Annotated in this window: 22 protein-coding genes and 1 rRNA gene; 21 read left to right on the plus strand and 2 right to left on the minus strand. The window is 45.5% G+C overall.

The annotated features are described in order from the left end of the window. Positions 1–518: 518 nt before the first annotated feature. From rrf to BN1691_RS07865, 8 genes are all read left to right on the plus strand, one after another. A 5S ribosomal RNA gene (rrf, locus tag BN1691_RS07830) occupies positions 519–635 on the plus strand. A 233-nt stretch (positions 636–868) separates the two neighbouring features. Further along, positions 869–1,753, plus strand: a complete 885-nt coding sequence (pdxS, locus tag BN1691_RS07835; protein WP_048601708.1) for a pyridoxal 5'-phosphate synthase lyase subunit PdxS — start codon at positions 869–871, stop codon at positions 1,751–1,753. Positions 1,754–1,996: 243 nt separating this feature from the next. Then, positions 1,997–2,374, plus strand: a complete 378-nt coding sequence (locus BN1691_RS07840) for a hypothetical protein (protein WP_048601709.1) — start codon at positions 1,997–1,999, stop codon at positions 2,372–2,374. A gap of 60 nt (positions 2,375–2,434) precedes the next feature. Beyond that, the gene (locus tag BN1691_RS07845) at positions 2,435–3,130 is read left to right on the plus strand and encodes a VIT1/CCC1 transporter family protein (protein ID WP_048601710.1); all 696 of its coding nucleotides are present in this window, start codon (positions 2,435–2,437) and stop codon (positions 3,128–3,130) included. Between the two features lie 247 nt (positions 3,131–3,377). Further along, complete coding sequence (gene hppD, locus BN1691_RS07850; protein WP_048601711.1) at positions 3,378–4,484, plus strand: 4-hydroxyphenylpyruvate dioxygenase; 1,107 nt, start codon at positions 3,378–3,380, stop codon at positions 4,482–4,484. A 37-nt stretch (positions 4,485–4,521) separates the two neighbouring features. After that, positions 4,522–5,133, plus strand: coding sequence for a flavin reductase family protein (locus BN1691_RS07855; protein WP_048602726.1), 612 nt, complete (start codon positions 4,522–4,524; stop codon positions 5,131–5,133). Positions 5,134–5,170: 37 nt separating this feature from the next. Further along, positions 5,171–6,109 (plus strand): fumarylacetoacetate hydrolase family protein, encoded by a 939-nt coding sequence (locus BN1691_RS07860; RefSeq protein WP_048601712.1) that lies wholly within the window; start codon positions 5,171–5,173, stop codon positions 6,107–6,109. 22 nt (positions 6,110–6,131) lie between these two features. Beyond that, positions 6,132–7,349, plus strand: a complete 1,218-nt coding sequence (locus tag BN1691_RS07865; protein WP_048601713.1) for a homogentisate 1,2-dioxygenase — start codon at positions 6,132–6,134, stop codon at positions 7,347–7,349. A 69-nt stretch (positions 7,350–7,418) separates the two neighbouring features. Here BN1691_RS07865 and BN1691_RS07870 read toward each other — a convergent pair whose 3' ends face one another. Both BN1691_RS07870 and BN1691_RS07875 read right to left on the minus strand, forming a co-directional pair. After that, positions 7,419–9,152, minus strand: a complete 1,734-nt coding sequence (locus BN1691_RS07870; protein ID WP_048601714.1) for a methyl-accepting chemotaxis protein — start codon at positions 9,150–9,152, stop codon at positions 7,419–7,421. Positions 9,153–9,414: 262 nt separating this feature from the next. Beyond that, on the minus strand, positions 9,415–11,148 hold the full coding sequence (locus BN1691_RS07875; protein ID WP_048601715.1) for a methyl-accepting chemotaxis protein: 1,734 nt from the start codon (positions 11,146–11,148) through the stop codon (positions 9,415–9,417). A gap of 366 nt (positions 11,149–11,514) precedes the next feature. Between BN1691_RS07875 and BN1691_RS07880 the strand changes: the two genes are divergently transcribed. The 13 genes from BN1691_RS07880 to aroB all read left to right on the plus strand — a co-directional run bounded on the left by BN1691_RS07880 (position 11,515) and on the right by aroB (position 26,401). After that, positions 11,515–12,882 carry an APC family permease gene (locus tag BN1691_RS07880; protein WP_048601716.1) on the plus strand — a complete coding sequence of 456 codons (1,368 nt, stop codon included), beginning with the start codon at positions 11,515–11,517 and terminating at the stop codon, positions 12,880–12,882. A 167-nt stretch (positions 12,883–13,049) separates the two neighbouring features. Next, entirely contained in the window at positions 13,050–13,277 is a 228-nt protein-coding gene (locus BN1691_RS07885; protein ID WP_048601717.1) for a FeoA family protein, read from the plus strand. A gap of 1 nt (position 13,278) precedes the next feature. Then, entirely contained in the window at positions 13,279–15,273 is a 1,995-nt protein-coding gene (feoB, locus tag BN1691_RS07890) for a ferrous iron transport protein B (RefSeq protein WP_048601718.1), read from the plus strand. A gap of 53 nt (positions 15,274–15,326) precedes the next feature. Next, positions 15,327–15,488, plus strand: coding sequence for a hypothetical protein (locus BN1691_RS14400; RefSeq protein WP_156179055.1), 162 nt, complete (start codon positions 15,327–15,329; stop codon positions 15,486–15,488). Between the two features lie 16 nt (positions 15,489–15,504). After that, positions 15,505–16,179, plus strand: coding sequence for a glycerol-3-phosphate 1-O-acyltransferase PlsY (gene plsY / locus BN1691_RS07895; RefSeq protein WP_231638370.1), 675 nt, complete (start codon positions 15,505–15,507; stop codon positions 16,177–16,179). Between the two features lie 119 nt (positions 16,180–16,298). Further along, entirely contained in the window at positions 16,299–17,408 is a 1,110-nt protein-coding gene (gene hisC / locus BN1691_RS07900) for a histidinol-phosphate transaminase (RefSeq protein ID WP_048601719.1), read from the plus strand. 12 nt (positions 17,409–17,420) lie between these two features. Continuing rightward, positions 17,421–18,536 carry a prephenate dehydrogenase gene (locus BN1691_RS07905; protein WP_048601720.1) on the plus strand — a complete coding sequence of 372 codons (1,116 nt, stop codon included), beginning with the start codon at positions 17,421–17,423 and terminating at the stop codon, positions 18,534–18,536. Between the two features lie 356 nt (positions 18,537–18,892). Next, positions 18,893–20,218: an MFS transporter gene (locus tag BN1691_RS07910; protein ID WP_048601721.1), complete on the plus strand. Its 1,326-nt coding sequence runs from the start codon at positions 18,893–18,895 to the stop codon at positions 20,216–20,218. A 78-nt stretch (positions 20,219–20,296) separates the two neighbouring features. Next, positions 20,297–21,493: an MFS transporter gene (locus BN1691_RS07915; protein ID WP_048601722.1), complete on the plus strand. Its 1,197-nt coding sequence runs from the start codon at positions 20,297–20,299 to the stop codon at positions 21,491–21,493. A gap of 322 nt (positions 21,494–21,815) precedes the next feature. After that, a complete protein-coding gene (gene aroF / locus BN1691_RS07920; protein ID WP_048601723.1) occupies positions 21,816–22,850 on the plus strand; it encodes a 3-deoxy-7-phosphoheptulonate synthase in 1,035 nt (344 codons plus the stop codon). Positions 22,851–22,872: 22 nt separating this feature from the next. Further along, complete coding sequence (pheA, locus tag BN1691_RS07925) at positions 22,873–24,093, plus strand: prephenate dehydratase (RefSeq protein ID WP_048601724.1); 1,221 nt, start codon at positions 22,873–22,875, stop codon at positions 24,091–24,093. A 5-nt stretch (positions 24,094–24,098) separates the two neighbouring features. After that, positions 24,099–25,283, plus strand: coding sequence for a chorismate synthase (gene aroC, locus BN1691_RS07930; RefSeq protein ID WP_048601725.1), 1,185 nt, complete (start codon positions 24,099–24,101; stop codon positions 25,281–25,283). Between the two features lie 29 nt (positions 25,284–25,312). Beyond that, positions 25,313–26,401, plus strand: a complete 1,089-nt coding sequence (aroB, locus tag BN1691_RS07935) for a 3-dehydroquinate synthase (RefSeq protein WP_048601726.1) — start codon at positions 25,313–25,315, stop codon at positions 26,399–26,401. Positions 26,402–26,403 lie beyond the last annotated feature (2 nt).

Here is a 26,403-nt window from a genome sequence, read left to right on the forward strand (position 1 = left end):
GTGTGGAAGTGCAGCAATGCATGGAGCTGACGGATACTAATCGATCGAGGGCTTAACCAAATATTTCACTTTATTATGGATCGTGAATGTGATACAATTCATTTCGTCTTCAGTTTTGAGAGAATGACAACAAGCATCACATTCATCGAATGCATCATCTAGGGCTCCTACAAGCGAAGCTTGCCATGTCGCCTACGATGACACATTCGACGAATGAAAGAGACTTGTTACCATATCTCTACTAAGCATTTACAAAAAGGTAAGGAACCGAAGGTTCCTCCGAATTTCTTCAATAACTCGATATGTATTCATTTGTCAGAGCTCGATATGGCAACCGAAGGTTGCAAAGTCGCTCAAGGCAAAATGAAATACGCTCAGTACCTTTATGAAGTGCTTAAGGGCCTTAGAAGGTAAGGAACCGAAGGTTCCTAAAAAATTTACTGATATCTATTCATTTGTCAGAGCCCGACACGGCAACTTGTTGCAGGAGGGCGAGACAAAGGAATTGATATAAGCTGTCTGGTGATGATTGCAGAAGGGTCACACGCGTTCCCATCCCGAACACGACCGTTAAGCCTTCTCACGCCGAGGGTACTTGGACCGCAGGGTCCTGGGAGAGTAGGTCGTTGCCAGGCAGTTTTTATTTTTAATCCATAAGATCAAAGAGCAGGAGCCATTCCCATAGCGGAATGGCTCCTTTATGTGATTTTTCATGTTCAGCCTCTCTCCAATAGTCTCTATATTTCCTTCGGATGCTGGTTTGCCTCTAACTACTAACATAGGAAGAAACTAAAGCATAATCCTCCAATAATCCAGCGCAGTAGTGGAAAGAATGAAAAGGAGAAAATCTGACGGAGGAGGAATCATCATGCCAGATCCAGGAACAGACCAGGTGAAGCGTGGAATGGTGGAGATTCAAAAAGGTGGGGTCATTATGGATGTGACCAATGCTGAAGAAGCTAAGATCGCTGAAGCTGCGGGTGCTATTGCAGTCATGGCCCTCGAGCAAGTTCCTGCAGATATTCGGAGGTCAGGTGGTGTTGCACGCATGGCTGATCCCAGTATCATTGAAGAAGTGATGAATGCTGTCTCCATTCCTGTAATGGCAAAAGCACGGATTGGCCATTTTGTTGAGGCGCAGATCTTACAGGCAATGGGTGTGGATTATATTGATGAGAGTGAAGTACTAAATCCAGCTGATGAGGAGTTTCATATTGATAAGACAACATTTTCTGTCCCCTTTGTTTGTGGTGCTCGTGATCTTGGTGAGGCGCTACGACGAATTGGTGAAGGTGCATCATTAATTCGAACCAAGGGGGAGCCAGGTACAGGGAATGTGGTAGAGGCGGTACGCCATATGCGTTATATTCAAGCGCAGATCCATCGTGTTCAAGTGATGTCCCGAGACGAACTGATGGAAGAGGCCCGGGATATTGGCGCTCCTCATCAGCTCTTGGTGGATGTGCATATGAAAGGCTATCTGCCTGTCTCCAATTTTGCAGCTGGTGGAATTGCTACGCCAGCAGATGCAGCATTATTGATGCACCTAGGGGCAGATGGAGTATTTGTGGGCTCAGGCATTTTTAAAGCGGAAAAGCCTGAACGCTACGCATATGCCATCGTAGAAGCGACCAAGTATCACAATGATTATGAACGGATTGCCCATCTATGTAAAAATATTGGCAGGGCTATGCTTGGTTTGGATATCACTCAGTTACCCGAGTATAATCGGATGCAAGAGCGCGGGAATTGAACCACTCATGGCTAAAGCCACGAGTGTTCTCGGTTATTCCATAAAATAACTTGACTTAACTTGTTTACACCCGTTCAATTGCGAACGGGCTTTCTTAGTTGCTCCTATCCTCTTGAATCTTCAGCACTCCTTCTCCCTTTTTCCACAAACCACCAACCATATGCTATAATTCTTATGATAGTCTTTCAACTTTCCCACGGATAATTCAATTATAGTGACCGATGGAAAGAGGGGAATGAGAATATGCGAAACAGGGTAGCATTACTGGCCCTTACATTATTTATGCTGTTCGTTACTGTTGGCTGTAGTGGTGGAAGCTACTCCATTAGTGTAGGAGAGATCGATTCAAATAAGAGTTCGATCACTGGTGAGTACCAGAATTTTTCGGGATTCTATTATCAAACCGTGAAATTATCTGAAGGGGAGACTATTCATTTTCAATATGCCTCCACAACGGAAGGTGGCTCCTTACAAGCAAAGCTCTTTGATCCCCAAGGAAATGAGCTTATTTCCATTGAGGATGAGACAGTATTTGTAGTAACAGAAGCAGGAAAATATAAGGTACAAGTAGAGGGTACCCAGCATCAAGGCTCATTCCAACTGATCTGGCAAATTGATTAAGCTTAACTGAGTAGATATAATCACCACATCCATATTCTAGAGGAGGAAGTCATTAACGATATGAGTAAAACAGTACATCAAGAAAAGCACTTTGGCGCATCAGACGTAGTACGCGATGTGGTAATCGGCATGGCAGATGGCTTAACAGTACCATTTGCATTGGCTGCAGGTCTTACCGGTGCTGTAGATTCCACAGGGATCATACTAACAGCAGGTATGGCGGAGATCGCTGCTGGTTCTATCGCGATGGGCTTGGGCGGCTACCTCGCTGCAAAATCAGAGAAGGAGCATTATGAATCTGAACGGCGAAGAGAGGAAGAGGAGATCATTCATCTTCCTGAGCGTGAGGAAGAAGAGGTTCGAGAGATCTTCCGTGAATATGGTGTAGAGGAGGAGCATCTTGATCCCATCATGGAAGGGATGAAGCGTAAGCCTGAGAAGTGGGTGGATTTCATGATGCGCTTCGAGCTAGGCTTAGAGGAGCCTGATCCTAAGCGGGGTTTAAAGAGTGCACTCACCATTGCTATCTCCTACATTCTCGGTGGATTGATTCCTTTACTACCATACTTTTTCTTTGCTCAGCCCCTTGAGGCTTTAAAGATCTCAGTAGTTGGTACACTGATTGTGCTCTTTTTATTCGGGGCGTTTAAAGGGAAATTTACTGGGGCTGCTCCGCTGAAGAGTGGGGTAGAGACCATGATCGTCGGCGGAATCGCTGCAGCGGCTGCCTTTGGTTTAGCCAATCTATTATCATAAGAAAACAGATGGATTAGCATTATAAAAAATGTAAAAAGGGAACAAGCCATTGTAAATTTACAGTGGCTTGTTCCCTTTTGCTTTACCTCAGAGGGCAGTATCAACTGTTCCAAACATCATGTCTTTTATATAGTAATACGGAAAAGCGGTTAGGTATTAGCAGATGTTCTTGCAATGATCGACGTATTAATTTATTGTAAAATTCGTAAAATTAAGAATGAATCAACTGATAAAGGAGCGTGGAAGGATGGTAGAGGAGAATAAAAACCTGCAAGAGCATCGATTCCCTGTGAAAGGTATCCATCATCTACACCTATATGTGGGCAATGCGAAGCAAAGCTGCTATTACTTCGCCCATGCCTTTGGATTTCAACCCATTGCCTATCAGGGACTAGAGACAGGCGAGCGTGAGCAAGTCTCCTATGTACTGGCACAGGGGGAGATGCGTATCGTATTAACAGGCACCTTATCAAACGATACGGAAGTAGCACGAACAGTTCAGCTCCACGGCGATGGTGTTGCAGATATCGCCTTAGAGGTAAACGATGTGGAGCAGGCATTTCAGCATGCAGTAGCTGCAGGAGCAGAAGCACTTCAATCGCCGACCATCGTAGAAGATGAGCAAGGTCGTGCGAAGCTAGCGGTGATTAAGACCTATGGGGATACAGTGCATACCTTGATTGAGAAGATGGAGTATCCAGGTCTTTTTTTACCGGGCTATGAAGCCTTGGAGATGCAGTGGAAGCAGGCTCACACAGGACTCTATACCATCGATCATGTGGTAGCCAATGTGGAACGGATGGAGGAATGGGTCGCTTACTATGAGAAGGTGATGGGCTTCGATCAACTGATCCATTTCGATGATGAGGATATTAGTACGGAATATTCTGCGTTGATGTCCAAGGTGATGCATGATGGGGGCCGGATCAAGTTTCCGATCAATGAGCCTGCAGAGGGTAAGCGGAAGTCGCAGATCCAAGAATATCTAGATTACTATAAAGGACCTGGCGTGCAGCATATTGCCTTACTCACCGATGATATTATCCAAACGGTACGCGTCTTACGGGAGCAGGGTGTGCAATTCCTAACCACACCTGCGAGCTATTATGATGTATTGCAGGAGCGTGTAGGAGCCATCGATGAGAGTCTAGAAGAGCTGAGGGAGCTTCATATCTTAGTGGATCGAGATGATGAGGGGTATTTATTGCAAATCTTTACCCAGCCTGTGGTTGATCGTCCCACTCTCTTTTTTGAAATCATCCAGCGTAAGGGGGCCCGGGGCTTCGGGGAGGGTAACTTTAAGGCGTTATTTGAATCCATTGAACGTGAACAGGCGAAGCGGGGTAATCTCTAATCATGCTACTGGTCGCAAGTGGAGGTGATTCAATTTGCTGCAACTGGATTTAGCACAAAGACCATGGCAGGATACCTATAAGCTGTTGAGTGGATCGATTCTTCCACGTCCTATCGCCTTTGTTTCCACAGTGGATGGAAAGGGGGTGGCCAATTTGGCTCCTTTTAGCTTCTTCACCGCAATTTGTGCAGAGCCACCATTGATCTGCTTTGCGCCGATGCGGAGGGGAAGTGATGGTGCGAAGAAGGATACCCTCTGTAATATTGAAGAAACCAAAGAGTTTGTGGTTAATGTGGTGAGTGAATCGTTTGTAACCCAGATGAATGAAGCAGCTCGGGAATTTCCCTCCAATGTCGATGAATTTGCTGTCACAGGTCTACGGATGATACCAAGTATCAAAATTCAACCACCTCGTGTGGCAGAATCCATGATTCAGATGGAGTGTGTTCTTGAGGAACTCCTGCATTTTGGTGCACAAGAAGGGGGAGGGAGTTTGGTTATTGGCCGAATCCTCCTCATTCATGTGGATGAGACTATCTATGAAGAGGGGCGAATCTTAGGGGAAAAATTACAGCCAGTTGGTCGTCTCGCTGGGCATGTCTATACCCGTTCCTTTAGCGATACATTTATCCTAGAGCGAAAAAAGTAGGGCTTAAAGTAGGGACCGATGAAGGGAGAAATAGAGTGTGAAACTGGTTACCTTTGAACATAAAGAACGAGGAATTGGGGTGGGATGGCTTCGTCACGATGGTGTGGTGGATGGAGGAAAGGCTAGTCAGGGAGAGCTACCCAACAATATGCTACAGCTACTCCAACACTTTCCTCAGCACCTTCAAACCATTCAAGCAATTGACCGAGCGCTTACCGAAGGAGAGGGAGATTTTCTCCTCCCTCTTACGGAGGTTCGATTGCTCCCACCACTTCCCAATCCGCGAAGTATTCGCGATTTCTATGCCTTCGAGGAGCATGTAAAAGCAGCACGGGCACGGCGTGGTTTAGCGATGCAGCAAGAGTGGTATGAACAGCCTGTTTTCTACTTCTCCAATCATCAGGCAGTCATCGGTCCAGAGAATTTGATCTCGCCACCAACAGGTTGTGAAAAGCTAGATTATGAACTGGAAGTGGCAGTGGTGATCGGGAAGGAAGGGCAGAATATCCCGTGGCAAGAGGGTGAGCAGTATATGGCTGGCTTAATGATTATGAATGATTGGAGCGCCCGTGATCTTCAACAGCAAGAAATGCAGGTAGGTTTAGGTCCAGCGAAAGGAAAGGACTTTGCCACCTCGTTAGGCCCCTATCTTGTCACCATGGATGAATTGCTTCCTTACCAGCTTGCTCGGTCTCAACGGAAAGGGATGGATTATGCTTTAACCATGGAAGCAAGAGTGAATGGCCATCAGTTATCCAAGGGAAATCTTTCACAGATCTACTTCACGCTAGCCCAATTAATTGAACAGGCCTCGAAAAATGTAATCCTCTATCCCGGGGATGTTCTAGGAACAGGAACAGTGGGGACGGGCTGCCTCTTAGAATTGGGAGAAGAGGTGCATCGTTGGCTACAGCCAGGTGATCTCGTTGAACTGGAAGTATTAGGACTAGGCTGCTTACGAAACCAGATCGGTTAGATGGAGAGGAGGTTGAATTGGCATGCCTTATTATCAGAGGATGGGGCGGATTCCAGCGAAAAGGCATACACAGTTTTACAAGGAGGATGGTAGTCTCTTTCGTGAACAGGTGATGGGTACCAAGGGTTTTTCAGGTCCTCAGTCTATCTTATATCATGGGGAGGCACCCACTTGGTTGAGTAAGATCGCACCCTTTGAGCGGAAGCTACCTCAGCTTCTACGAGAGGAAATATTGCGACCTCGCCATATCCACACCGCTCATGCTCCTTTGGTGGGAGATACCATTACAGGACGCAACTATCTCCTTGGCAATGAGGACCTTTCCCTCGGTCTACTATTGCTACAGGAGGAGATGAGTTATTTTTACCGAAATGGTGAAGGCGATGAATTGCTCTTTATCCATGAGGGTGAAGGGGTTTTGGAAACACAATTTGGTCAGCTTTCCTACAGATCAGGCGATTATTTGGTGATCCCCATTGGAACCATCTATCGATTAACTCCGAATAACCCAAAGGAGGAGATCATGGAAGGTGATACGGTTAAGGAGGACGCAACAGAACGGAGCAGAAAAACGCAGCGCATCCTCTTTATCGAGACCACCGGTTGGTTAGATGTTCCGGAGAGGTATCGGAATGAGTGGGGGCAATTCTTAGAGCATAGTCCATTTTGCGAGCGGGATATTCATGGACCAGAAACATTAGTCCCGATCAGTGAGGAAGGCCCCTTTCAGGTGATTACCAAAGCGCGTAGTGCATATCATCTGCAGGAATATCCCTTTCATCCCTTCAATGTGGTAGGGTGGGATGGTTATCTCTATCCTTGGCGCTTCAGTATTCATGATTTTGAACCGATCACTGGTCGGATTCACCAGCCACCACCAGTTCATCAAACCTTCACAGGGAAGAACTTTGTAGTCTGCTCCTTTGTACCTCGCCTCTTCGATTATCATCCGCTCTCCATTCCTGTTCCATATTATCATAGCAATGTTCATAGTGATGAGGTGCTTTACTATGTAGCAGGTAATTTTATGAGTCGTAAGGGGATTGCTGAAGGATCCATGACCCTTCATCCTGCGGGGTTACCCCATGGGCCTCATCCTGGTACCATTGAAGGAAGTCTTGGTAAAACAGGGACAGAGGAACTGGCGGTGATGATCGATACCTTTAGACCACTCTATGCTTATGAGGGAATAAGTAAGCTTGAGGATGAAGCTTACTGGCGAAGTTGGCAAGAGGAGTAGAACCATAAAGGAAGCATTAAAAAAGGAGATCACGTATGATCTCCTTTTTCTGTCTGGACCAAGCTTCCATTATTTAAAGTAAGCGATTTGCTGCCGAAGTTCTTCGAGCATTTGCAGAAGTTGATGCGCACCATCACTCATTTCTTGGAGCGTTGCCGACTGCTCTTCTGCTGAAGCGGCTACCTCTTCTGAAGAGGCTGCAGTATCTTCAATGACATGAGAGATATTTTGGACACGGTCCACCACACTCTGTAAATTGGAACGGATTTCAGCTAGGAGCTGGCGTAGATGCTTAGCATACTCTTCACTATCATGAGCCTGTTCAACAACCAAGCTTAGATCCTTCCCGTTTTTTTCTAATTCCTTCATCTGTTTCGAGACAATGGTGGAGTTACGATTCATCTGGTCTGCAGCAGCTACCGTCTCTTGTTGAATCTGTTGAATCAGTCCTGTCGTTTGAACGGCGGCTTGATTGGTATCCTCTGCAAGCTTTCTCACCTCATCAGCTACTACCGCGAATCCCTTCCCATGTTCACCTGCTCTAGCAGCTTCAATGGCAGCGTTTAGAGCTAGTAGATTGGTTTGGTTGGAAATATCCGAGATGACATTAATAATACTTCCTACCTCTTCAGCACGGGCTGCTAGGTTTTGAATCATCTCTGCTGATTCTACTACATCTTGGGCAACCTGCTCTAATTCCTGGATGACGTTGTCGATCTGCTCTTTTCCTTTAACGGCAGTTTGTGTTGAGGTAATCGCTTGTGTCAGCGCATTTTCAGTGGTTTGCTCGCCTTGCTGTACTAGTGCAAACGAATGATTAATTCCCTCAAGGATTCCATTGGCTTCTTCAGCTTGCTCTGAATTACCTTCTGCCACCTTATTGATGGCTATGGCAACCTGATGACTCACCGCGGAGGTTTGCTCAGTGGATTCAAGGAATTGATTACCACTGGATTCTACATTACTGGATGTCTTCTTTAATTGATCCACTAGATTTTGCAGATCATCCACCATCTTAACAAAGGAGCGGGATAGCTTTCCAATCTCTGTTTCGCTTTGTAAGGGAAGGGTCTCTTCCACATTTCCTAATCCACTAAGATTTCCCTCTGCTACCTTCTCTGTATAGTGTTGTAGGTTCTGTAATGGATGAAGGATCCGGCGGATCACATAGAAGAGTACAAATAAGCCAATGGTTGAAAGAACGACACTGCTACCAATGGAAAGGGGAAGGTTGGATGAGATAATATCCCCTTTAATCGATGTGATAATATCTGCATCAATGTCGATGCCGAGGACCCCAATGATGGTACCTGCTTGATTCTTGATGGGAGCGAAGGTGGACATGGTATTACCATATACCTCATCTTCAATAATGCCGGTATTCGTAGGATTACCCTCTAGTACAGGCTTTAAATCCTCGAAGGAGACTGAAGATGCCTCCCCAATTTCTGCAGCTTCAGTAGAATTCTGAGGCATTCCATCGATCATGGTTGCTACCTGCTGATCTTCAACTTGAAGTGTGTATACATAGTTTACACCAGCTTTTTCACGAACATCATTCAAGTAATCACGGAGTTCCCAGTAATTTTCATCCATTGTGGGTTTCTCTATGAACTGCAGATAGCGATCTGTATCAATATTGCGTGCTACATTGGATGCAATATTATTCAGATAATCACCGATAGATACTTCAATGGTCTGATTGGTGGTTCGCAGAAGAATGAACACGTTGATGGAGGTAATCAGAACAAGTACCACCAGTGTCAATAATAAAATACGACGAACAATACTAAAGTGTTTCATTATTTCACCCCTTAACAAGATGTACCAAATCGTCCTCTCATGGTGTATTGTAGGATGATATTGGAAGAGCGGTATATTTCCATTATACTCTGTAGGGGTTTATGTAAGATTCCAGCTGTATGGATCTTTATTGAAATCTTTATGTCATTAAATTAAAAATTCAAACAATGAAGTGCTTAGAGGACAGAATATTTTAGTACAAAAAAGCATCCAACAAAGGGTTAGATGCCTTTTTGATCGTAAAATTCATGTCAAAAGTGGATCAATGAAAGCGCTGAATCACTTGCTGTAGCTGTGTAAATAGTTGATTCAGTTGATCTGCTTGTTGAGACATGGCTTGTAAGGTGGCTGACTGCTCTTCTGCGGACGCTGCTACCTCTTCTGATGCAGCGGCATTTCCTTCGATAACATGGGTCATTTGTGAGGTACCATCCACTATTTTTTTTGTGAGTTCTTCAATTGTACGTAAGAGCTGATGCAGTTCATTGGCCTGCTGCTCGGTCTCCTGTACCTGTGTAACAATGGTTGTGAGTTGCTGGCTGCTTGTCTCCAACTCTTGGACCTGATCCGTGACTACATGTGAGTTGCTTTCTACCTGCGTAGCTGCAAGGATTGCTTTATTTTGAATGGCATGTAGCATTTGATTGATCTCCTTGGTAGCACCATTGGTCTGTTCCGCCAATTTGCGAACCTCATCGGCGACAACAGCAAAGCCCTTCCCATGTTCACCAGCTCTGGCTGCTTCAATGGCAGCATTGAGAGCGAGTAAATTGGTTTGATTAGAGATATCCGTGATTACATGGCTAATTTGATTGATGGATTGAATCTCCTCTGTGAGGCTCTGAATCTCCCCGGCTGATTGTACTACATCTTGAGCCACCTGATTCAAGCTTGCAATAACGTTCTCTAATTGTTCTTTTCCTGCAAAGGCTGTCTTTGTAGAGAGTGCGGCATGTTCTAAAGTAAGGGCTGTTTTAGCTTGACCTGCTTCAATGTGCTCGAATGCCTGCTGTAAATGAGCATGAATGCGGCTAACCTGCTCAGCCTGCTCGCCATTTCCTTCGGCAACTTGATTGATGGCAGTGGCTACTTGATTGGCAGCTTCACTCGATTGTGCAGCAGCTTCAACGAGAGAATGGGTACCATGCTGCACTTCTGTAGCACTTTCTCTTAACTGAGTTACCATTAGATTGAGATCCTTTACCATTCGGATGAAGGCACGGGAGAGATGCCCGATCTCCGTTTCACTACGCACAGGAAGCTGAGCCTCCATCCCCTCCATCCCACTTAACTGACCTTGAGCCACTTGTGCACTATATTGCTCTAAATGCTGCAGTGGGCGAATCATGCGGCGGATGACAATAAAAAGAACACAGAGTCCGAGGATGGTGGAACCAATACTGATAGCTAGTGCGATGGGGAGGTTCTCCGCGATCACTTCGTCCTGGATTTGGTTTACCACCTTAGCATCGATATCTACGCCAAGAATCCCGATGAACTTGCCATTCTTGTCATGTAGGGGTGCATAGGCAGAGAGAAACTCACCATAGCCCTCCATATGTAAGATCCCTGTTGCTGTAGGGTTTCCCGTTTTAATAAGAGGACTAGCCTCCTTATATACACCGGGTAATAATTCATTAATCTCCGCGGCATCTTTATCCCTAGGCATTCCATCGATCATATTATAGGCTTTGTTATTTTCTATATTAATGGTGTACACATACATGGCTCCAGAACGGAGGCGAATCTGATTCAGTTCATCTCGTAATTGCCAGTAGGCTTCTGTGTAGTTTGGATTTTCGAGGAATTGCTCATACAGTTCCAGATTGAACTGCTTTGTGGCATTGGTTGCAATCTGTACTCCCAATTTTCCAATGGTTTGGCTAGCAGTATCATTTGTAGCTCGATAAATTTGCCAAATATTGCAGGCTGTCACAATGATCATCATCATTAACGAAAGCAACAAGATGCGCGTTCCAATCCCGATTTTTTTCATTCATAGTCCTTCCTTCTAAATTGAATATTACCATTATATACAGATGATTCACTTAGATCTGTGACGAAATAAAGGATAAAAAGACTAAAAACTAGTAATTAATGGATATTGTGGAGATCAAGATTATATTAATTGCTATTGATGATCGAACCATCTTCATAGGAGTTCAAGCTGGATGGAACAATTTTTGATCTTGCAAAGAGAACGCAATTAACGTAAAATAGACACAACCTATTAGGGTTGCTGATGAGCTGCAGAGATGAGCTGAGATGAGAAGAAGTAAGAGCATGAAGAAGTAAGAGCATGAAGAGGTAAGTAGAGAAGACTTTAGAAGATTTGTGAAGAGATGAGAGGAGAAGAGAAGAGATGCAAAATCTTCAACAACCTACGTTGAAACGAGAATTAGGAAAATTTGAAAGCTATGCTATTATTATCGGTTCCTTGATCGGAGCAGGAATCTTTGTTGTGACAGGGCAAGCAGGTGGTATCGCAGGTCCAGGGGTGCCTTTTGCTTATCTTTTGATGCTACCTGTTATTCTTTCTACGGCAATGGCCTATGCAGTCTTTATGAGTACACCATTGGGGAATGAGCCAGGTGGTGCCTATACTCATATTTCACGTACCTTCAATAATTATTTCCTCGGATTTATTGTGATGTGGTTAAAGCTGGTCTCCTTTTTTGGAGTGATGAGTATCATGTCACTCTCCTTCGCAGACTATCTCACACCGTATTTTCCTGGATTAGATTCAAGAATTGTGGCCACCATCGTGATCCTAGGCTTCTATGTGATTCATGTCATGGGGGTTAAAGAATTTGGACGCTTCCAAGCGATTATCTTCTCAATTTTAGTCTTGGCGATTCTCGTCCTCGTTGTTCCGGGATTATTTCATATTAAGCTAGAGTATTATGCAGATCCATTGCCGTTTGGCTGGAAGGCCTTCTTCAGTGTATTTCCTACGCTCTTTCTTTCATATCTCGGTTTTGAGTCATTGGCTCAAGCCGCAGGGGAGACGAAGAATGCACGGGAGGTTTTACCGAAGGTATTCCTCGTTGGGATCATCCTTACAGCCACGATCTATTTCTTAATTTCCTTCGTTGCCTTTGGTGTATTGCCGTTTGATATCCTGGCACAGTCGTCCTCAGCCATGACGGATGTAGCTTCAGTATATCTACCATTGGGTGCAGCAGGACTCGTTTCTATCGGAGCCATTATGGCCTTTGTGAGTACCATTAATACAGCGATTATGGTCCCTTCCCGAGTGATGATGATGTTTGCCAATGATCGCTTAGCACCACAATTTTTTGCTCGTATCAATCCGAAGACACACACACCGGTTCTAGGATTAACCCTAACTGTTCTTATTGTGCTCTTCTTGATCTGGACAGGAACCATGGAATTTATTCTTGGCTTTACACTGCAGGGAATGTTTATCCTGTATATGATGCATAGTCTCACCATGATCTGCTTACCCTTTGTCAATCCACAACTCTATCAATCTGCTCGTTTCCGTCCACATCCTGCAATTCTTGTCATTGCTGGCCTAATCAGTGTAGGTACACTCTTTGCATTTAGCTACGCTATTATCATGGACGTATGGAAGCTGCTCGTCTTCTGGGTTGCTTTGGGTGTCATCATCTATGGTAGTGCTCGCCTTGCAGGAAAGCGGGAGCAATATGATTATAAAGCGGCTATGGGAGCAACAAAGCAAGAGTATGCTCAACCTGTGCAATAATCGAAAATGTAGACATTTATCGAACTTACACGATTTAGGTAGAAAATAACCACCAATTGGTAGCCTTTGTCTTTACAAAGACTACCTTTTTCTTTACAATAATAGCAGTGGTAGTGAGAATCATTATCAATTGCCGTAATTGAATTGATAGTAAGGAGGCTAGCATCATGAGTATTGCAGAATTAAAGGTAGGCGAAATCGGACAAGTGATCGATGTGGCACAATTGGATGAAAGCTTCCGCCGTCGTCTCGCTGATATGGGGTTAAATCAAGGGAAACGCGTTAAGATCCAACAAAAGCTTCCATTTGCTGGCCCTTGCATTCTTGAATGCGAGGGGATCCAATTGGGATTACGTCATGATGATGCCCAACGAATCAAGGTTCGGGTTGATTAGAATGGGTTCGAACCTCTCTATAGCTCTCGTTGGCAATCCTAACAGTGGGAAAACCTCGATTTTTAACCATATTACGGATGGTTATGAGTCCATAGGAAATTGGGCAGGTGTAACGGTTGAAAAGAAGGTGGGCAGATTACCTCGTAATTTGGGGAATTGCATCGATCTTCCAGGAGTATATACGCTTTCACCGCTCTCCCGTGATGAGGAAGTAGTAACACGCTTTTTTTTAGAGGAACAGGTTAGTGGCCTGCTTAATATCGTAGATGCCACTCAGCTGCAGCGCCATTTATATCTTACGATCCAACTTCTTGAGATGGGGATGCCGACCATTCTCTTATTAAACATGATGGATCTAGCCAAACATCAAGGTTTGCACATTGATATACAACAATTGGGGCAACTTTTGCACATTCCGATTGTTCCTGTGGTCGCTCGTAAACGGAAGGGAATTGAGGATGTGTTGACTGAAATTGGCCAACTTGAAGAGTATCATCCCCAATTTCATCTTCCCTATGGAAAACTAGAATCGCTCCTCATCAAAATTGAAGAGGCGATACCTTCACATCAGCTTCCAAGTCGTTGGCTTGCCCTGCAATGGTTGGAAGGAAATCGGATCGTCGAGCAGATGCTGCGTGCCTCGCTCTCTGAAGAAGAAAAAGAACGATGGAAGCAGGAAGCTGAAGCTTTGCTTGATGAGTCGGTTGAGCAATATATCCGACATTGTCGAGAAGCATGGATCGCAGGGTTAGTTCAAAGAGTGGTTACCCGTGAGGATGGGAAATCGCATCAGTTTACCAAACAGCTCGATCAGATGGTCTTGCATCCCTATCTAGGAATTCTAAGTTTCTTTCTCTTGATCTTTCTAATTTTCAAAGCTACCTTCGACTGGATTGGGGGACCGCTTTCTGCGCTGTTGGAGCAATTTCTCTTTGGTCCAGTCCAAGCGGTGATCGCCCAAGGTTTGCACAGTATGGATGCCCATCCCTTTCTCTCAGATATGGTGTTGGAGGGAATTATTCCAGGAGTGGGAAGTGTCTTAGTATTCCTACCGCAGATTTTTACGCTCTTTTTCTTTCTCTCCTTTATTGAGGATTCAGGATATATGGCACGGGTTGCTCTCGTCATGGATAAGGCATTGGAGAAGGTAGGGTTGAATGGGAAGGCGTTCATTCCATTATTGATTGGCTTCGGCTGCAATGTACCAGGTGTAATGGCAGCTCGTATCATTGAAAATCCGAAAGAGCGCTTGATTACCATGCTAATCACGCCTTTTATGTCCTGCTCGGCGCGACTAGCCGTCTTTACACTCTTTATCCAATTATTCTTTCAAGAGCATCAAGCATTGGTGCTGCTCTCATTGTATCTATTAAGTATTGTCGTCGCTCTGCTTACTGCGAAGGTGTTATCACGCAGTCTTACCCGGGAAGAATCCTCACCCTTTGTCATCGAGCTTCCACCTTATCGGATACCGTACTTTCCCATCCTTCTTCGGAGTACTTGGGAGAAGGGGAAAGGATTTCTTTATAAAGCGGGTACCTTTATCTTTGCTGGGTCGGTGGTCATCTGGCTACTGAGCCACTTCGGTCCATCTGGTTATAATGTCCCAGCAGATGAAAGTTTCCTCGCCTGGCTAGGTATGGCACTGGCTCCAGTCTTTGAACCACTGGGATTTGGTCATTGGCAGATCGGAGTAGCACTCCTAAGTGGCTTTTTGGCTAAGGAGGTTATAATATCCTCCCTGAATATTGCCTTTGCTCTACCGGATGTAACGCAGCTTCAAGCGCTTTTGGCTCAGCTCTTTACGCCGTGGCAATCCTATAGCTTTATGGTTTTTCTCATGTTCTACATTCCTTGCATTGCAACAGTTCGGATGATTCGTCAGGAGTCAGGTGCAAGTCGTTGGATGTGGCTCTCCATTGGAGCATCCTTAGGAATTGCCTATGTGCTGGCATTTGTGATTTATCATGGAGGTCGTCTTCTTGGCTTCGATTAAAGAAGGCCTGTTTCAGATAAAGCTTGGCTCTCACCAAAGAAAGGAGGATGGTCATGGGCGAAGCACTTAGTATTCTACTTGCAGGAGTGATTCTCTACTACTCATTTAGGACAATCTATGGTCGGATCCGGCAAAAAGGCTCTGGTTGTCAACATTGCGCCATGGCCTCTGCTTGTAAACAAAAGGAGAATTGTGAGGTAATGTCGAAAAAGTAATAAAGTGGTGCTAGATATGACCGCAATTAAATATGGTGTAGTAGAGACATTACGATTAGGGGTTATTCATATGGAGATTCTACTTTTGTTAATCGGTTATTTGTTAGGCTCTATTTCGTTTGCCTACCTTGTAGCAAAGAGGCGTAGAGGGATCGATATTCGTAAGTATGGTAGTGGGAATGCAGGAGCGACGAATACTGTGATCGTCTTAGGTAAGAAGGATGGCTTTCTCGTACTCCTTGGAGATTTGAGCAAAGGGATGGTGGCTGTGTCCTTACCTTGGCTTTTTGATGTTCCACTTCAACCACTCTATGTAGGGATGGCAGCGATTTTAGGACATTGTTTCCCTGTATTTATCGGCTTTCGTGGGGGAAAGGCAGTGGCCACCACAGCTGGTATTTTGCTCCTTGCAGAGCCAGCTTTTTTTTTCAGTGCTTATCTTACATTTTTAATAACTGCTTTATTGACTCGTTATGTGGCCATTGGATCCATTATGATTGGACCTGCATTGACGACACATTCCCTTTGGGTAGGCAATATGACATACTTTTATCTCTTTCTTTCATTTGCACTCCTCTTACTTTATCTCCACCGTTCCAACCTGCGTAATATTTGGCTGGGAAGAGAACTACGTATTACGGACAAGGTGGACTCGTTTCAGGAGGAATTGTCCATCGAACATGATAGTTAAACATCCGTATCCCATTTACGGATGTTTTTTTATGGCATGGACTTTATTACATGAACGTGTTAAAATACCCACAATATTGGAATTATTTCAACGATATATTAACGTTAGGGGATATGATCATGAAAGTACGTTCTGAGTTGACGCAGGTCCAACCTTATCAACCAGGTAAGCCGATGGAAGAATTAAGGCGTGAGTTAGGTTTATCCCATGTGATTAAGCTAGCATCCAATGAGAATCCTTATGGCTGTTCTGATCATGTGAAAAGAGCCTTGGAAGCAGAAATCCAGATGATAAGCCGTTATCCAGATGGTGCTGCCTATCAATTAAAACAAGCCATTGCAGAGTATTATGGTGTCACCATGGAGGAGATTATTGTTGGCTCTGGCTCTGATGAATTGATCGGCTTAGTAGCGCGTACTTTTCTTCAACCAGGAACGGCAACAGTGATGGCTACTCCAACATTTTCGCAATACAAATGGAATGCCACCTTGCAAGGTGCCGATGTAGTTGAGGTATCCCTAAAAAATGGTACCCATGATCTTTCTGCCATGCTTGCAGCTATTACGCTAGAGACCCGAGTGATTTGGATCTGTAATCCCAATAATCCGACGGGAACCTATGTTAACCATCAAGCGGTGGAACAGTTCCTTCAACAGGTTCCTGCCCATGTTCTTGTGGTATTGGATGAGGCATATGCGGAGTATGTAACAGCTGAAGATTATCCAGAATCAGCGAAGCTTCTTGCTACATATGAAAACCTGTTAATTCTTCGGACATTTTCAAAGATTTATGGCTTAGCATCATTACGAGTTGCCTATGGCATAGGTTCATCATCCTTGCTTCAATGGTTGGAGCGAGTTCGTGAGCCCTTCAATACCAGTCGTTTTGCTCAAGCAGCCGCAGTGGAAGCCATCCGCGATCAAGTCTTTGTTGATCGATGCCGTAAGGTGAATAAGCAGGAGCGGGATCTGCTTCAAGCGCGTTTGGAAGCCCTAAAATGGCGGATTTATCCATCTCAGACAAACTTTTTATTGATTCAACTTTCTGAAGGAGATGATGATTTGGCATGGTTTGATTATCTTCTTCATCAAGGAATTATTATTCGACCGGGGACGCCGATCCAGGCACCAGGCACCATTCGGATCTCTGTTGGTCTGCCTGAAGAGAATCAACGTGTACTCCAGGTCATTGAACAGCGGAGGCTACCAACATCCTCGAAGATGGAGTAAGGAGGCGGGATCATGGGCACACGCATCGGTATTATTGGTCTAGGCTTAATCGGAGGCTCATTAGCAAAGGCGTGGCAAGACCATCCAGATGTTGAAGTGGTCGCCATTGATCGAGAGGAAGAGACAATTCAGCAAGCATTAAAGGATGGAACTATCGTTGCTGGAAGCACTGAGATGGATGAAGAGCTCCTTGTCTCCTGTGATGTGATTCTACTCTGTGTCCCTGTTGGGCAGGTGATACCCATGGTTAAACAACTATGCCAGCTTCCCTTGCAATCAGGTACGATCATTACAGATACAGGGAGTACGAAGTGTGGAGTGATGGAGGGAGTATCCGAATTTATTCAAGAACATCTTCACTTTATTGGTGGTCACCCTATGGCAGGCTCCCATCGTTCAGGCTATGGCGCAGCTTCTCCTTCATTACTTGCCAATGCTTTCTATGTGATTACACCATTTCCTACCACACCCAAGGCAGCGGTTGAACGTCTTGTTAATTTACTTCGAATCACCAAAGTGAATGTGATCGAGATGGAATGGCAGGTACATGATCAAGTAGTGGGTGCAGTGAGTCATTATCCCCATGTGCTAGCAGCAGCCATGGTAAATATGGTGGCCCGCTATAATAAGGATGAGCCTTTATATCATCTGCTAGCTGCTGGTGGATATAAGGATTTTACAAGGATCGCCGCCAGTAACTGGGAGATGTGGCGAGATATTGTACTGAACAATCGTAATGTCCTCTTAACTTATATGGATGAATTGCGAAAGGATTTGGATCGTCTAGCACAAGCCATCCGTCATGATGAGAGTGACTATATTGAGCATTTTTTTCAAGCGGCGAAGGAAGCCCGTCAGTCCTTACCCGAACGGAAGCGGGGTGGGCTCCTCACATGGTATGATTGCTATGTGGATGTACCTGACCATCCAGGTGTGATCGCCGAGATTACGGTGTTGCTTGCCAATGGTGGGTTTAATCTACGCAATATTACAATCCTAGAAAATCGTGATGGGGTATTAGGCGCTCTTTGCTTAACTTTTCGTCAGAAGGAAGAGATGGAGGGTGCCATGGCTCTCCTAGAAGAGCATGGTTATCCGGTCTCACTCCCTTCCTATACGCTGGTGTAGGTTTTCTTCATACGAAGCTTCGAAAGAATAGGCTTCATCGTGCTTCTTACAGCATGAATGGAGCCTCTTTTTGGTCACAATTAGTTATAAATATGCATAATTATGAATACAGTTGTGGCAAACGATTGAAATGACAGAACATTCATAGAGTTGCAATATACAATAAAAGTGATAAAATATATATAGGAACTAAAGTGGTCCAAAGGTATGTGATAAAAATGTTTAGCTTATATAAAAATCCAAGTGTGAGGTCTAATTGGTAGCTTCCCTCTATTCGGTAAGGGTCTTTCGGTGCAAAGGCTCTTTCTTTGATCATCTCTAAATCTTGCTAACATCAAACTAGGAGGAAGCTAAAAATGTTTCGCAATAAAGGTTTTAGCCGTCAGCAAGCCTTTGGCTTTGGCGTGGTTGTATTTAGTCTATTTATGGATATGTTCTTATACAGTATGATCATCCCAATTGTACCGACGTATGTTCATGAATTGGGAGCAAGTGATTCAATGATTGGGCTACTTTTTAGTATTTATGCGTTGGGAATGATGGTAGCAACCCCAATCTTTGGCATGATCTCCGATCGGATTGGCCGTAAGCGTCCGATGATCTGGGGAACGGCAGGCTTAATGGTTTCCACACTGCTGTTTGCTTTCTCCAATAGCATGACCTGCTTGATGATTGCCCGTTTCTTACAAGGGGTAGCAGGTGCAGCACCTTGGACTGCAGGGCTAGCACTCTTAGCTGATATTTTCCCAGCCAATAAGCGTGGTCAAGTGATGGGTCTGGCTGTTTCTGGACTCTCAGCAGGTACGCTACTAGGTGCACCCCTTGGTGGGATTCTCTACGATTGGGGTGGCCATTACCTTCCCTTTTTAGTGGTTACAGTTTTAACCTTCTTTAATCTCTTAGCCACATTTTTTGGTGTGGAGGAACCAAGTCGGAATACTGCTTCTATCGTTAAGGTAGGTAACCAAGGTGAAGTGAAGCTTGGCCAATATCTAAAGAGCACACCGATTATCTTGGTCTCTGCTATTGTATTAATGGCAGAATCAGTATTAACCATGATCGAACCGCTCTATCCACCTTATTTGGAACGGACATTTTCATTATCTGCCTCTACCGTGGGATTGATTTTTGGTATTTCCACCGTAGGCTACAGTATTGCTTCAGTCATTTCTGGTCGCTTAACAGACCGCTACAATCCTCAGATGAACATGGTAATTGGGCTGATTATCCTCGCATTGAGTCTGCCATTCTTAATGCTAGCAGATACTATCACAGAGGTTTGTATCGCCATGTTTTTCTTCGGATCATCTATTGGCTATACCGTGACGCCAACTTTACCTACTCTTTCCATCATTGTGGAGCGGAAGGGTAGTGCGAGCTATGCAACAGTCTATGCCATCTTTAACCTGGTCGTGGGCATCGGAATTCTCGTGGGACCGATTATCGGTGGAGTCTTCTCAGATACAATCGGTCTCTCCTACGCCTTCTACACCATGAGTGGGGTCACTGTGCTCTTTATTCTATTAGTAAAACCATTACTCAATAAGTACAAAGCAGCTTGGGAGCGAATAGAACTTTCTCAGAAGAGGGAGAAAGAGAAAGTGAGTGTACCAACAGGTGCGCTTAAATCCTCTCTCCTCAAGCAACCACTTCAAAATGTGGCACCAGAAAAATTTGAATAATGATGGGGCTGGCCAGGCCCCTTTTTTTTACACAAGGGTTTACATATTATAACAATATTAATGTAAAGGGTTTTTACAATGACAAAACAACAGCGGATTGGCTTTATCATAGTCGTGTTAAGTCTTTTTTTGGATATGCTCCTTTATAGCTTAATTATCCCCATCATTCCAACATATGCAGTGCAGCTGGGAGCATCAGATTCGATGCTCGGTTTTCTCTTCAGCATGTATGCCATCGGGCTCATCGTAGGAACACCATTGATCGGCTACCTCACAGAGAGGAAGGGGAGAAAGCTCCCGATCTTAATTGGTACGTTAGGATTGATTCTTGCAACCCTAGATTTTGCCCTTGCAGATACCTTGAGCCGCTTGATGTGGGCTCGCTTTTTCCAAGGGATCGCAGCTTCAGCCCCATGGACTGCAGGTTTAGCGCTGCTTGCCGATCTCTTTAAGGAGAATCGGGGCAAGGTGATGGGATATGCAGTGACAGGCTATTCCATTGGTACATTGCTGGGAGCGCCCCTCGGTGGTGTCCTCTATCAATGGGGCGGTCATTTAACACCATTTATTTTGGTCATTGCGTTGGCAGCCATCAATTTTTGCTTGATTGCTATCTTTTTACGAGAGCCGCAGCATGATAATCAACCCCATAAAAGTGTGGGATTCTATCTAAAGCAACCAGGTATTCTCTTTACATCCATGGTGGTGATACTGATCGGTAGTACCATGACGGTGGTAGAACCCATGTATCCGCCCTTTTTAGAGCATGAATTAGGGGCTACACCAGCACTCATTGGCTTTATCTTTGGGATGTCTACACTGGGGCATATTATTAGCTCACCAGTGGCGGGGATCCTTACCGATCGCTTTAATGCGCGTATTAATATGCTTGGTGGCTTGGTAGGCTTAGGAATTTCACTAGTGATGCTAGCGTTTGTAGGTAGCATTTGGACATCGACACTGGTGATGTTTATCTTTGGCTTCTCGTTAGGCTATGCCATCGCACCGACCTTACCTGAATTAGCACGGGTTATGGATCTTCATGGCAATACCAATTATGGCTTCGTTTACACGATTTTTAACCTGGCATTTGGGGTTGCCATTATTATAGGTCCTATCCTGGGCGGCTTTTTAACAGACTGGTTTGGGCTTCATCGTGCGTTGATTTACATTAGTGTTACACTCTTTCTTGTAACCGCTATCCTCTTTATCCAGTGGTTTAAGAAAGAGCCCACCCCTATCCAGTATTTAGCATCAAATAAAAATAATCTGTAGAAATTGCTTGACAATTTCTACAACTTTATTTATACTTTAAAAAAATTGAAAGAAAGGAATGGCTAACGATGCAAAGATGGAATCAGCTTAGCTGCGCAAATGCATATTATTATTTTAGCTTCCGGGGCTACTTTTTTAGCGCTGGCTATTTTGCATTCCCATCATCCATCAATGCTGTTCCAACGGCACAAACTTCGTAGCTGACAAACCTAGTTCTTACAACATTGTCGAAGCGCGTGGAGTTCCTTGGAACTCCACGCTTTTTGTTTTCCATCAATTTTAACACTACAACGCTTTAAAGGAAAAAAGGAGGAGAATGAAGATGAATGTGATTTTAAAGCCACATACAACACTGGAAGAGATCAAATGGGTGGAAGGGAGATTGAGAGAATTGGGAGTCGATGTTCATGTATCCGTTGGAAAGGAACGTGCAATCCTCGGATTGGTTGGCGAAACTGCCTGCTTGGATGATAAAAAGATCGCTGCATGGCCTCATGTTGAACGAGTCATCCGTATCCAAGAACCCTTCAAACGAGTCCATCGTCTCTCCCACCCAGAGGATCGTATTATTCAAGTGGGTGATCAGCAAATTGGCGGTAAGAACATTACCATTATGGCTGGACCCTGCTCCGTTGAGAGTCATGATCAACTCTTCACCATTGCAAAGCATGTGAAGCAGCACGGTGCCCACCTACTGCGTGGCGGTGCTTACAAACCTCGTACTTCTCCATACAGCTTCTCTGGTCTTAAAGAGGAAGGGCTTCAGCTCCTGGCAGAGGCACGGGAGGAGGTAGGCCTTCCTGTTGTAACAGAGGTGACCACACCTGAACTAGTTCCCATCGTCTCCCAATATGCAGATGTGCTCCAGATTGGTGCTCGTAATATGCAAAACTACGGATTACTTCAAGCAGTAGGGAAGGTGGATAAGCCCGTCCTCCTAAAGCGTGGACTCTCTGCAACCATTGAGGAATTACTGCTTGCAGCTGAATACATCGTGGCTGAGGGAAATGAGAAGGTGATTCTCTGCGAACGGGGGATTCGAACCTTCGAAACCGCCACTCGAAATACCCTCGACTTGAGTGCAGTACCAGTGATCAAACGCTATACATCACTTCCTGTAATCATCGATCCCAGCCATGCAGCAGGAAAACGGGATCTAGTAATCCCATTGGTCCGTGCAGCCATTGCTGTCGGTGCAGATGGCATTATTGTGGAGGTTCATCATCATCCTGAAGAGGCTTGGTCTGATGGTGCTCAGTCCCTTACCCTTCCCATGTTTGACCAGATGATGGAGGAGGCAGAACGGGTAGCCCAAGCGGTCGGCCGTACATTGCATGCCACTTCCATGGTTCGCTAAATACAAAATGCCAAGAGGGGAGATGAGTCAGGTGCAGGAAGAAGGATGTCAGCAACATCCACTTGAAGGGGTTCGTCAGCTCATCGATGGGCTGGATCAGCAGATTATCAAGCTACTCCACCAGCGGATGAAGCTGGTGGGCGAGGTAGCCTCCATCAAGGAGGAGAGAGGGATTCCTGTCTGCGATCTAGAACGGGAAGCACAAATACTAGAACGGTATGAAAAGGAATTTCGTGACTCAAGTTGGGCAGCAGAGCTTCGTTACATGATGAAGCAGATCATCGCAGGTAGTCGTGCCTACCAGTCACGTATTCTTGGACAAAAACGCGAGGAAGGCTGGAAATGGCAACGTTCTTCAGATTCCTTCGATGCCCAAGCATTCCAGAAGCGCCAATTTGCCTATCAGGGCGTTCAGGGATCCTTTGGTTATCAAGCGCTTCAGCGTTTTTTACAGGCGCGGGTCATCCCGTATGAACCGACGAAGCTCCAGAGCTATCCAACCTTTGCTGACCTGGCTGCTGCTATTGTACAGGGAGAGGTGGATTATGGTATGCTACCCGTGGAGAACTCCTACGCAGGAACGGTACAGGAGGTATATGAGCTTCTTGCCCAACCATCATTACATATTATCGAGGAGTGGATTCTTCCCATCTCACACCATCTTCTGGTCAATCCAGGGGGTGAATTGGCTGCCATTGAAGCGGTGATTTCTCATCCCCAAGCATTGCAGCAATGTGATCATTTTCTACAAGAGCACCCTCACTGGAATCGTCTTACCTCTTCGAACACTGCTGCAAGTGCTCGTAAGGTGGCAGTGATGGGAGATTTACATGTGGCAGCCATTGCTAGTGAGGAAGCTGCTTCCATTTATGGCCTAGAGATCTTAATTCCCCATATTGAGAGTAATGTGGGGAATCGGACACGCTTTGTTCTTATTGGCCGAGAGCCTTCTTGGCATGCAGAGGCGAACAAGCTCTCTCTCTGCTTTACGCTACCTGATCGAACAGGAGCCTTGGTGGAGGTACTCTCTGCCTTTTTAGTTCATCAGATTAATATGGTTCATATTCATTCACAGCCAGCCAAAACAACACCCTGGCACTATCAGTTTTTTGTGGATATTGAGGGCAATCTCCAGCAGTCCAATGTCTTGGCTGCGCTAGAGCTGGTAGAGTCCATGACCCATACATTGAAGCTGATTGGCAATTATCCAGCTGGGGAGGAACCATCATCACGTAGGAGGTGAAGGGAATGCGCATGTTAACAGCAGGTGAATCCCACGGTCCGCAATTGACGGCCATTATTGAGGGAGTACCTAGTCACTTTCAAATCGATGTGGAGAGAATCAATGAAGCCTTACGTGCTCGGCAAGGTGGATATGGTCGTGGACGGCGCATGGAGATTGAACAGGATCAGGTGGAGATCCTATCGGGGATACGCAATGGTGTCACCACAGGAAGTCCCATCACCCTTGCGATCATCAACCGTGATTATACCCATTGGCAGCATGTGATGTCACCCTTGGTTCAAGAGGAGTTTGATCCTGAACAACGCCGGGTAAGTAAACCCCGCCCCGGTCATGCCGACTTAACCGGCGGACTGAAGTATCAACATCGGGATCTTCGCAATGTGTTAGAACGGGCTAGTGCTCGTGAGACCGCCATTCGCGTAGCTGTAGGAGCGCTGATGAAGGAATTACTTCGTCCCTTCCAGATTCAATTTCTTAGCCGTGTCCTAGCCATCGGTGGGGTTGTGGATGAGAGCAACTGGAGCTTGCAGCCCCTTAGCTCCGAAGAGCAGATGCGATGGCAGAAGCAGGTGACTGCTTCACCTGTACGTTGTCTTGATGAAGAGGCAGCCCAGCAGATGATACAGCGAATTGATGCAGCGAAGGCTGCTGGTGATTCCTTAGGCGGCCTGGTAGAGGTGCAGGTTCTTCATCTTCCTCCAGGATTGGGCAGCTTTGTTCAATGGGATCGGAAGCTAGACGGTCGTTTAGCCCAAGCCATTCTTAGCATTCAGGCGTTTAAGGGTGTAGAGATTGGAGATGGCTTTGAGTTAGCCCATCGTCCAGGATCAGAAGCTCATGATGAAATTGCCTGGGAGGAAGGGAAAGGGTTCTATCATCTCACCAATCATGCCGGCGGAATTGAAGGTGGCATGAGCAATGGTGAGCCCATTCGAATACGGGCAGTGATGAAGCCAATTCCCACCCTCTATAAGCCACTTAGGAGTGTGGACATCGATTCAAAGGAGCCCTTTGCTGCTAGTGTAGAACGCTCCGATGCATGTGCAGTGCCTGCTGCCAGTATTGTTGCAGAGCATGTGGTAGCGTGGGAGATTGGGAATGCCTTCTTTGATAAGTTCCATGGCGACTCTTATGGAGAAGTAGCTGCTGCTTATCAATGGTATCTTCAACAAGTCCAGGAATATTAACAAGTTCAGGAATACTAGAGGGTGATACGATGAAGGAGTTACGTATTGCAAGCCAAGAGGGTACTTATCCTATCTATATCGGGAATCAGCTCTTAGAGCAGATCGGGGCGTACTTACAGGAGCATCATGTTACAATCACCTCCAAGATCATGGTGGTGACCGATTCCCATGTTGCGCCTCATTATCTGAAGACTGTGGAGCAAAGCTTACAAATAGAAGGTTTTTCTTATTGTACCCATGTGGTTTCAGCAGGGGAGGAGAGCAAGTCCTGGCAGGAGCTTGATGGGATTCTAACCCATGCCATTGAAGCAGGGCTAGACCGCCATTCTCTTATGCTTGCTTTAGGCGGTGGAATGATCGGAGATCTGACGGGGTTTGCTGCCTCTGTCTATATGCGAGGCATTCCTTTTGTGCAATTACCTACGACCATTCTCGCCCATGATAGCAGTATCGGTGGCAAAGTGGCCATCAATCATCCCCTCGGTAAGAATCTGATCGGTCAATTTCACAATCCCTTGTTTGTGCTCTATGATACATCTACCTTACATACCCTCCCCGCACGGGAGCGCAATAGTGGCTTTGCTGAGATGGTGAAGCATGGTGTCTTGGAGGGTACGGATTTATTCCATTGGTTGGAGGATCATGTAGAATCTCTCCTTGCATTGGATGATGCCACCATGGTTGAAGCCCTCTGGCGCGCCTCTGCGGTCAAAGCGAGGATCGTTGCAGCTGACCCCCATGAGCAGGGAATACGCGCCTATCTTAATTTTGGCCATACATTTGGCCACGCCATTGAACAGTATTCCCATTATGAATGGCTCCATGGTGAAGCCATTGCAGTGGGGATGGCGATGGCGGCTCAGCTGGCAGAAAGTCGTCTTGGATTCCAGGGGAAGGAGCCATTGATCCAGTTGCTTCAACGCTTTCAGCTTCCTTGCTCCATTCCATCTCACTTCCCACCACAGGAGCTTTTTCACTTGATGCTTCGCGATAAAAAGAATCATGCTGGTCAGATTCGTTTTGTGCTTCCCCGAGATTGGGGGAGAATGGAGATCACCACGGGGATCGCAGAGGAAGAGGTGCTGCAGATTCTTCAGACATTTCAAAAGGAGGAGTAAGC

Source organism: Rubeoparvulum massiliense (assembly GCF_001049895.1).
GTDB classification, from domain to species: domain Bacteria; phylum Bacillota; class Bacilli; order Rubeoparvulales; family Rubeoparvulaceae; genus Rubeoparvulum; species Rubeoparvulum massiliense.

Excerpts from the sequence above, each read along its gene's own strand:
- pdxS (WP_048601708.1), top strand. The coding sequence starts at position 869 with ATGCCAGATCCAGGAACAGACCAGGTGAAGCGTGGAATGGTGGAGATT.
- BN1691_RS07840 (WP_048601709.1), top strand. The coding sequence starts at position 1,997 with ATGCGAAACAGGGTAGCATTACTGGCCCTTACATTATTTATGCTGTTC.
- BN1691_RS07845 (WP_048601710.1), top strand. The coding sequence starts at position 2,435 with ATGAGTAAAACAGTACATCAAGAAAAGCACTTTGGCGCATCAGACGTA.
- hppD (WP_048601711.1), top strand. The coding sequence starts at position 3,378 with ATGGTAGAGGAGAATAAAAACCTGCAAGAGCATCGATTCCCTGTGAAA.
- BN1691_RS07865 (WP_048601713.1), top strand. The coding sequence starts at position 6,132 with ATGCCTTATTATCAGAGGATGGGGCGGATTCCAGCGAAAAGGCATACA.
- BN1691_RS07870 (WP_048601714.1), bottom strand. The coding sequence starts at position 9,152 with ATGAAACACTTTAGTATTGTTCGTCGTATTTTATTATTGACACTGGTG.
- BN1691_RS07875 (WP_048601715.1), bottom strand. The coding sequence starts at position 11,148 with ATGAAAAAAATCGGGATTGGAACGCGCATCTTGTTGCTTTCGTTAATG.
- BN1691_RS07880 (WP_048601716.1), top strand. The coding sequence starts at position 11,515 with ATGCAAAATCTTCAACAACCTACGTTGAAACGAGAATTAGGAAAATTT.
- BN1691_RS07885 (WP_048601717.1), top strand. The coding sequence starts at position 13,050 with ATGAGTATTGCAGAATTAAAGGTAGGCGAAATCGGACAAGTGATCGAT.
- feoB (WP_048601718.1), top strand. The coding sequence starts at position 13,279 with ATGGGTTCGAACCTCTCTATAGCTCTCGTTGGCAATCCTAACAGTGGG.
- BN1691_RS14400 (WP_156179055.1), top strand. The coding sequence starts at position 15,327 with ATGGGCGAAGCACTTAGTATTCTACTTGCAGGAGTGATTCTCTACTAC.
- plsY (WP_231638370.1), top strand. The coding sequence starts at position 15,505 with ATGACCGCAATTAAATATGGTGTAGTAGAGACATTACGATTAGGGGTT.
- hisC (WP_048601719.1), top strand. The coding sequence starts at position 16,299 with ATGAAAGTACGTTCTGAGTTGACGCAGGTCCAACCTTATCAACCAGGT.
- BN1691_RS07905 (WP_048601720.1), top strand. The coding sequence starts at position 17,421 with ATGGGCACACGCATCGGTATTATTGGTCTAGGCTTAATCGGAGGCTCA.
- BN1691_RS07910 (WP_048601721.1), top strand. The coding sequence starts at position 18,893 with ATGTTTCGCAATAAAGGTTTTAGCCGTCAGCAAGCCTTTGGCTTTGGC.
- BN1691_RS07915 (WP_048601722.1), top strand. The coding sequence starts at position 20,297 with ATGACAAAACAACAGCGGATTGGCTTTATCATAGTCGTGTTAAGTCTT.
- aroF (WP_048601723.1), top strand. The coding sequence starts at position 21,816 with ATGAATGTGATTTTAAAGCCACATACAACACTGGAAGAGATCAAATGG.
- pheA (WP_048601724.1), top strand. The coding sequence starts at position 22,873 with ATGAGTCAGGTGCAGGAAGAAGGATGTCAGCAACATCCACTTGAAGGG.
- aroC (WP_048601725.1), top strand. The coding sequence starts at position 24,099 with ATGCGCATGTTAACAGCAGGTGAATCCCACGGTCCGCAATTGACGGCC.
- aroB (WP_048601726.1), top strand. The coding sequence starts at position 25,313 with ATGAAGGAGTTACGTATTGCAAGCCAAGAGGGTACTTATCCTATCTAT.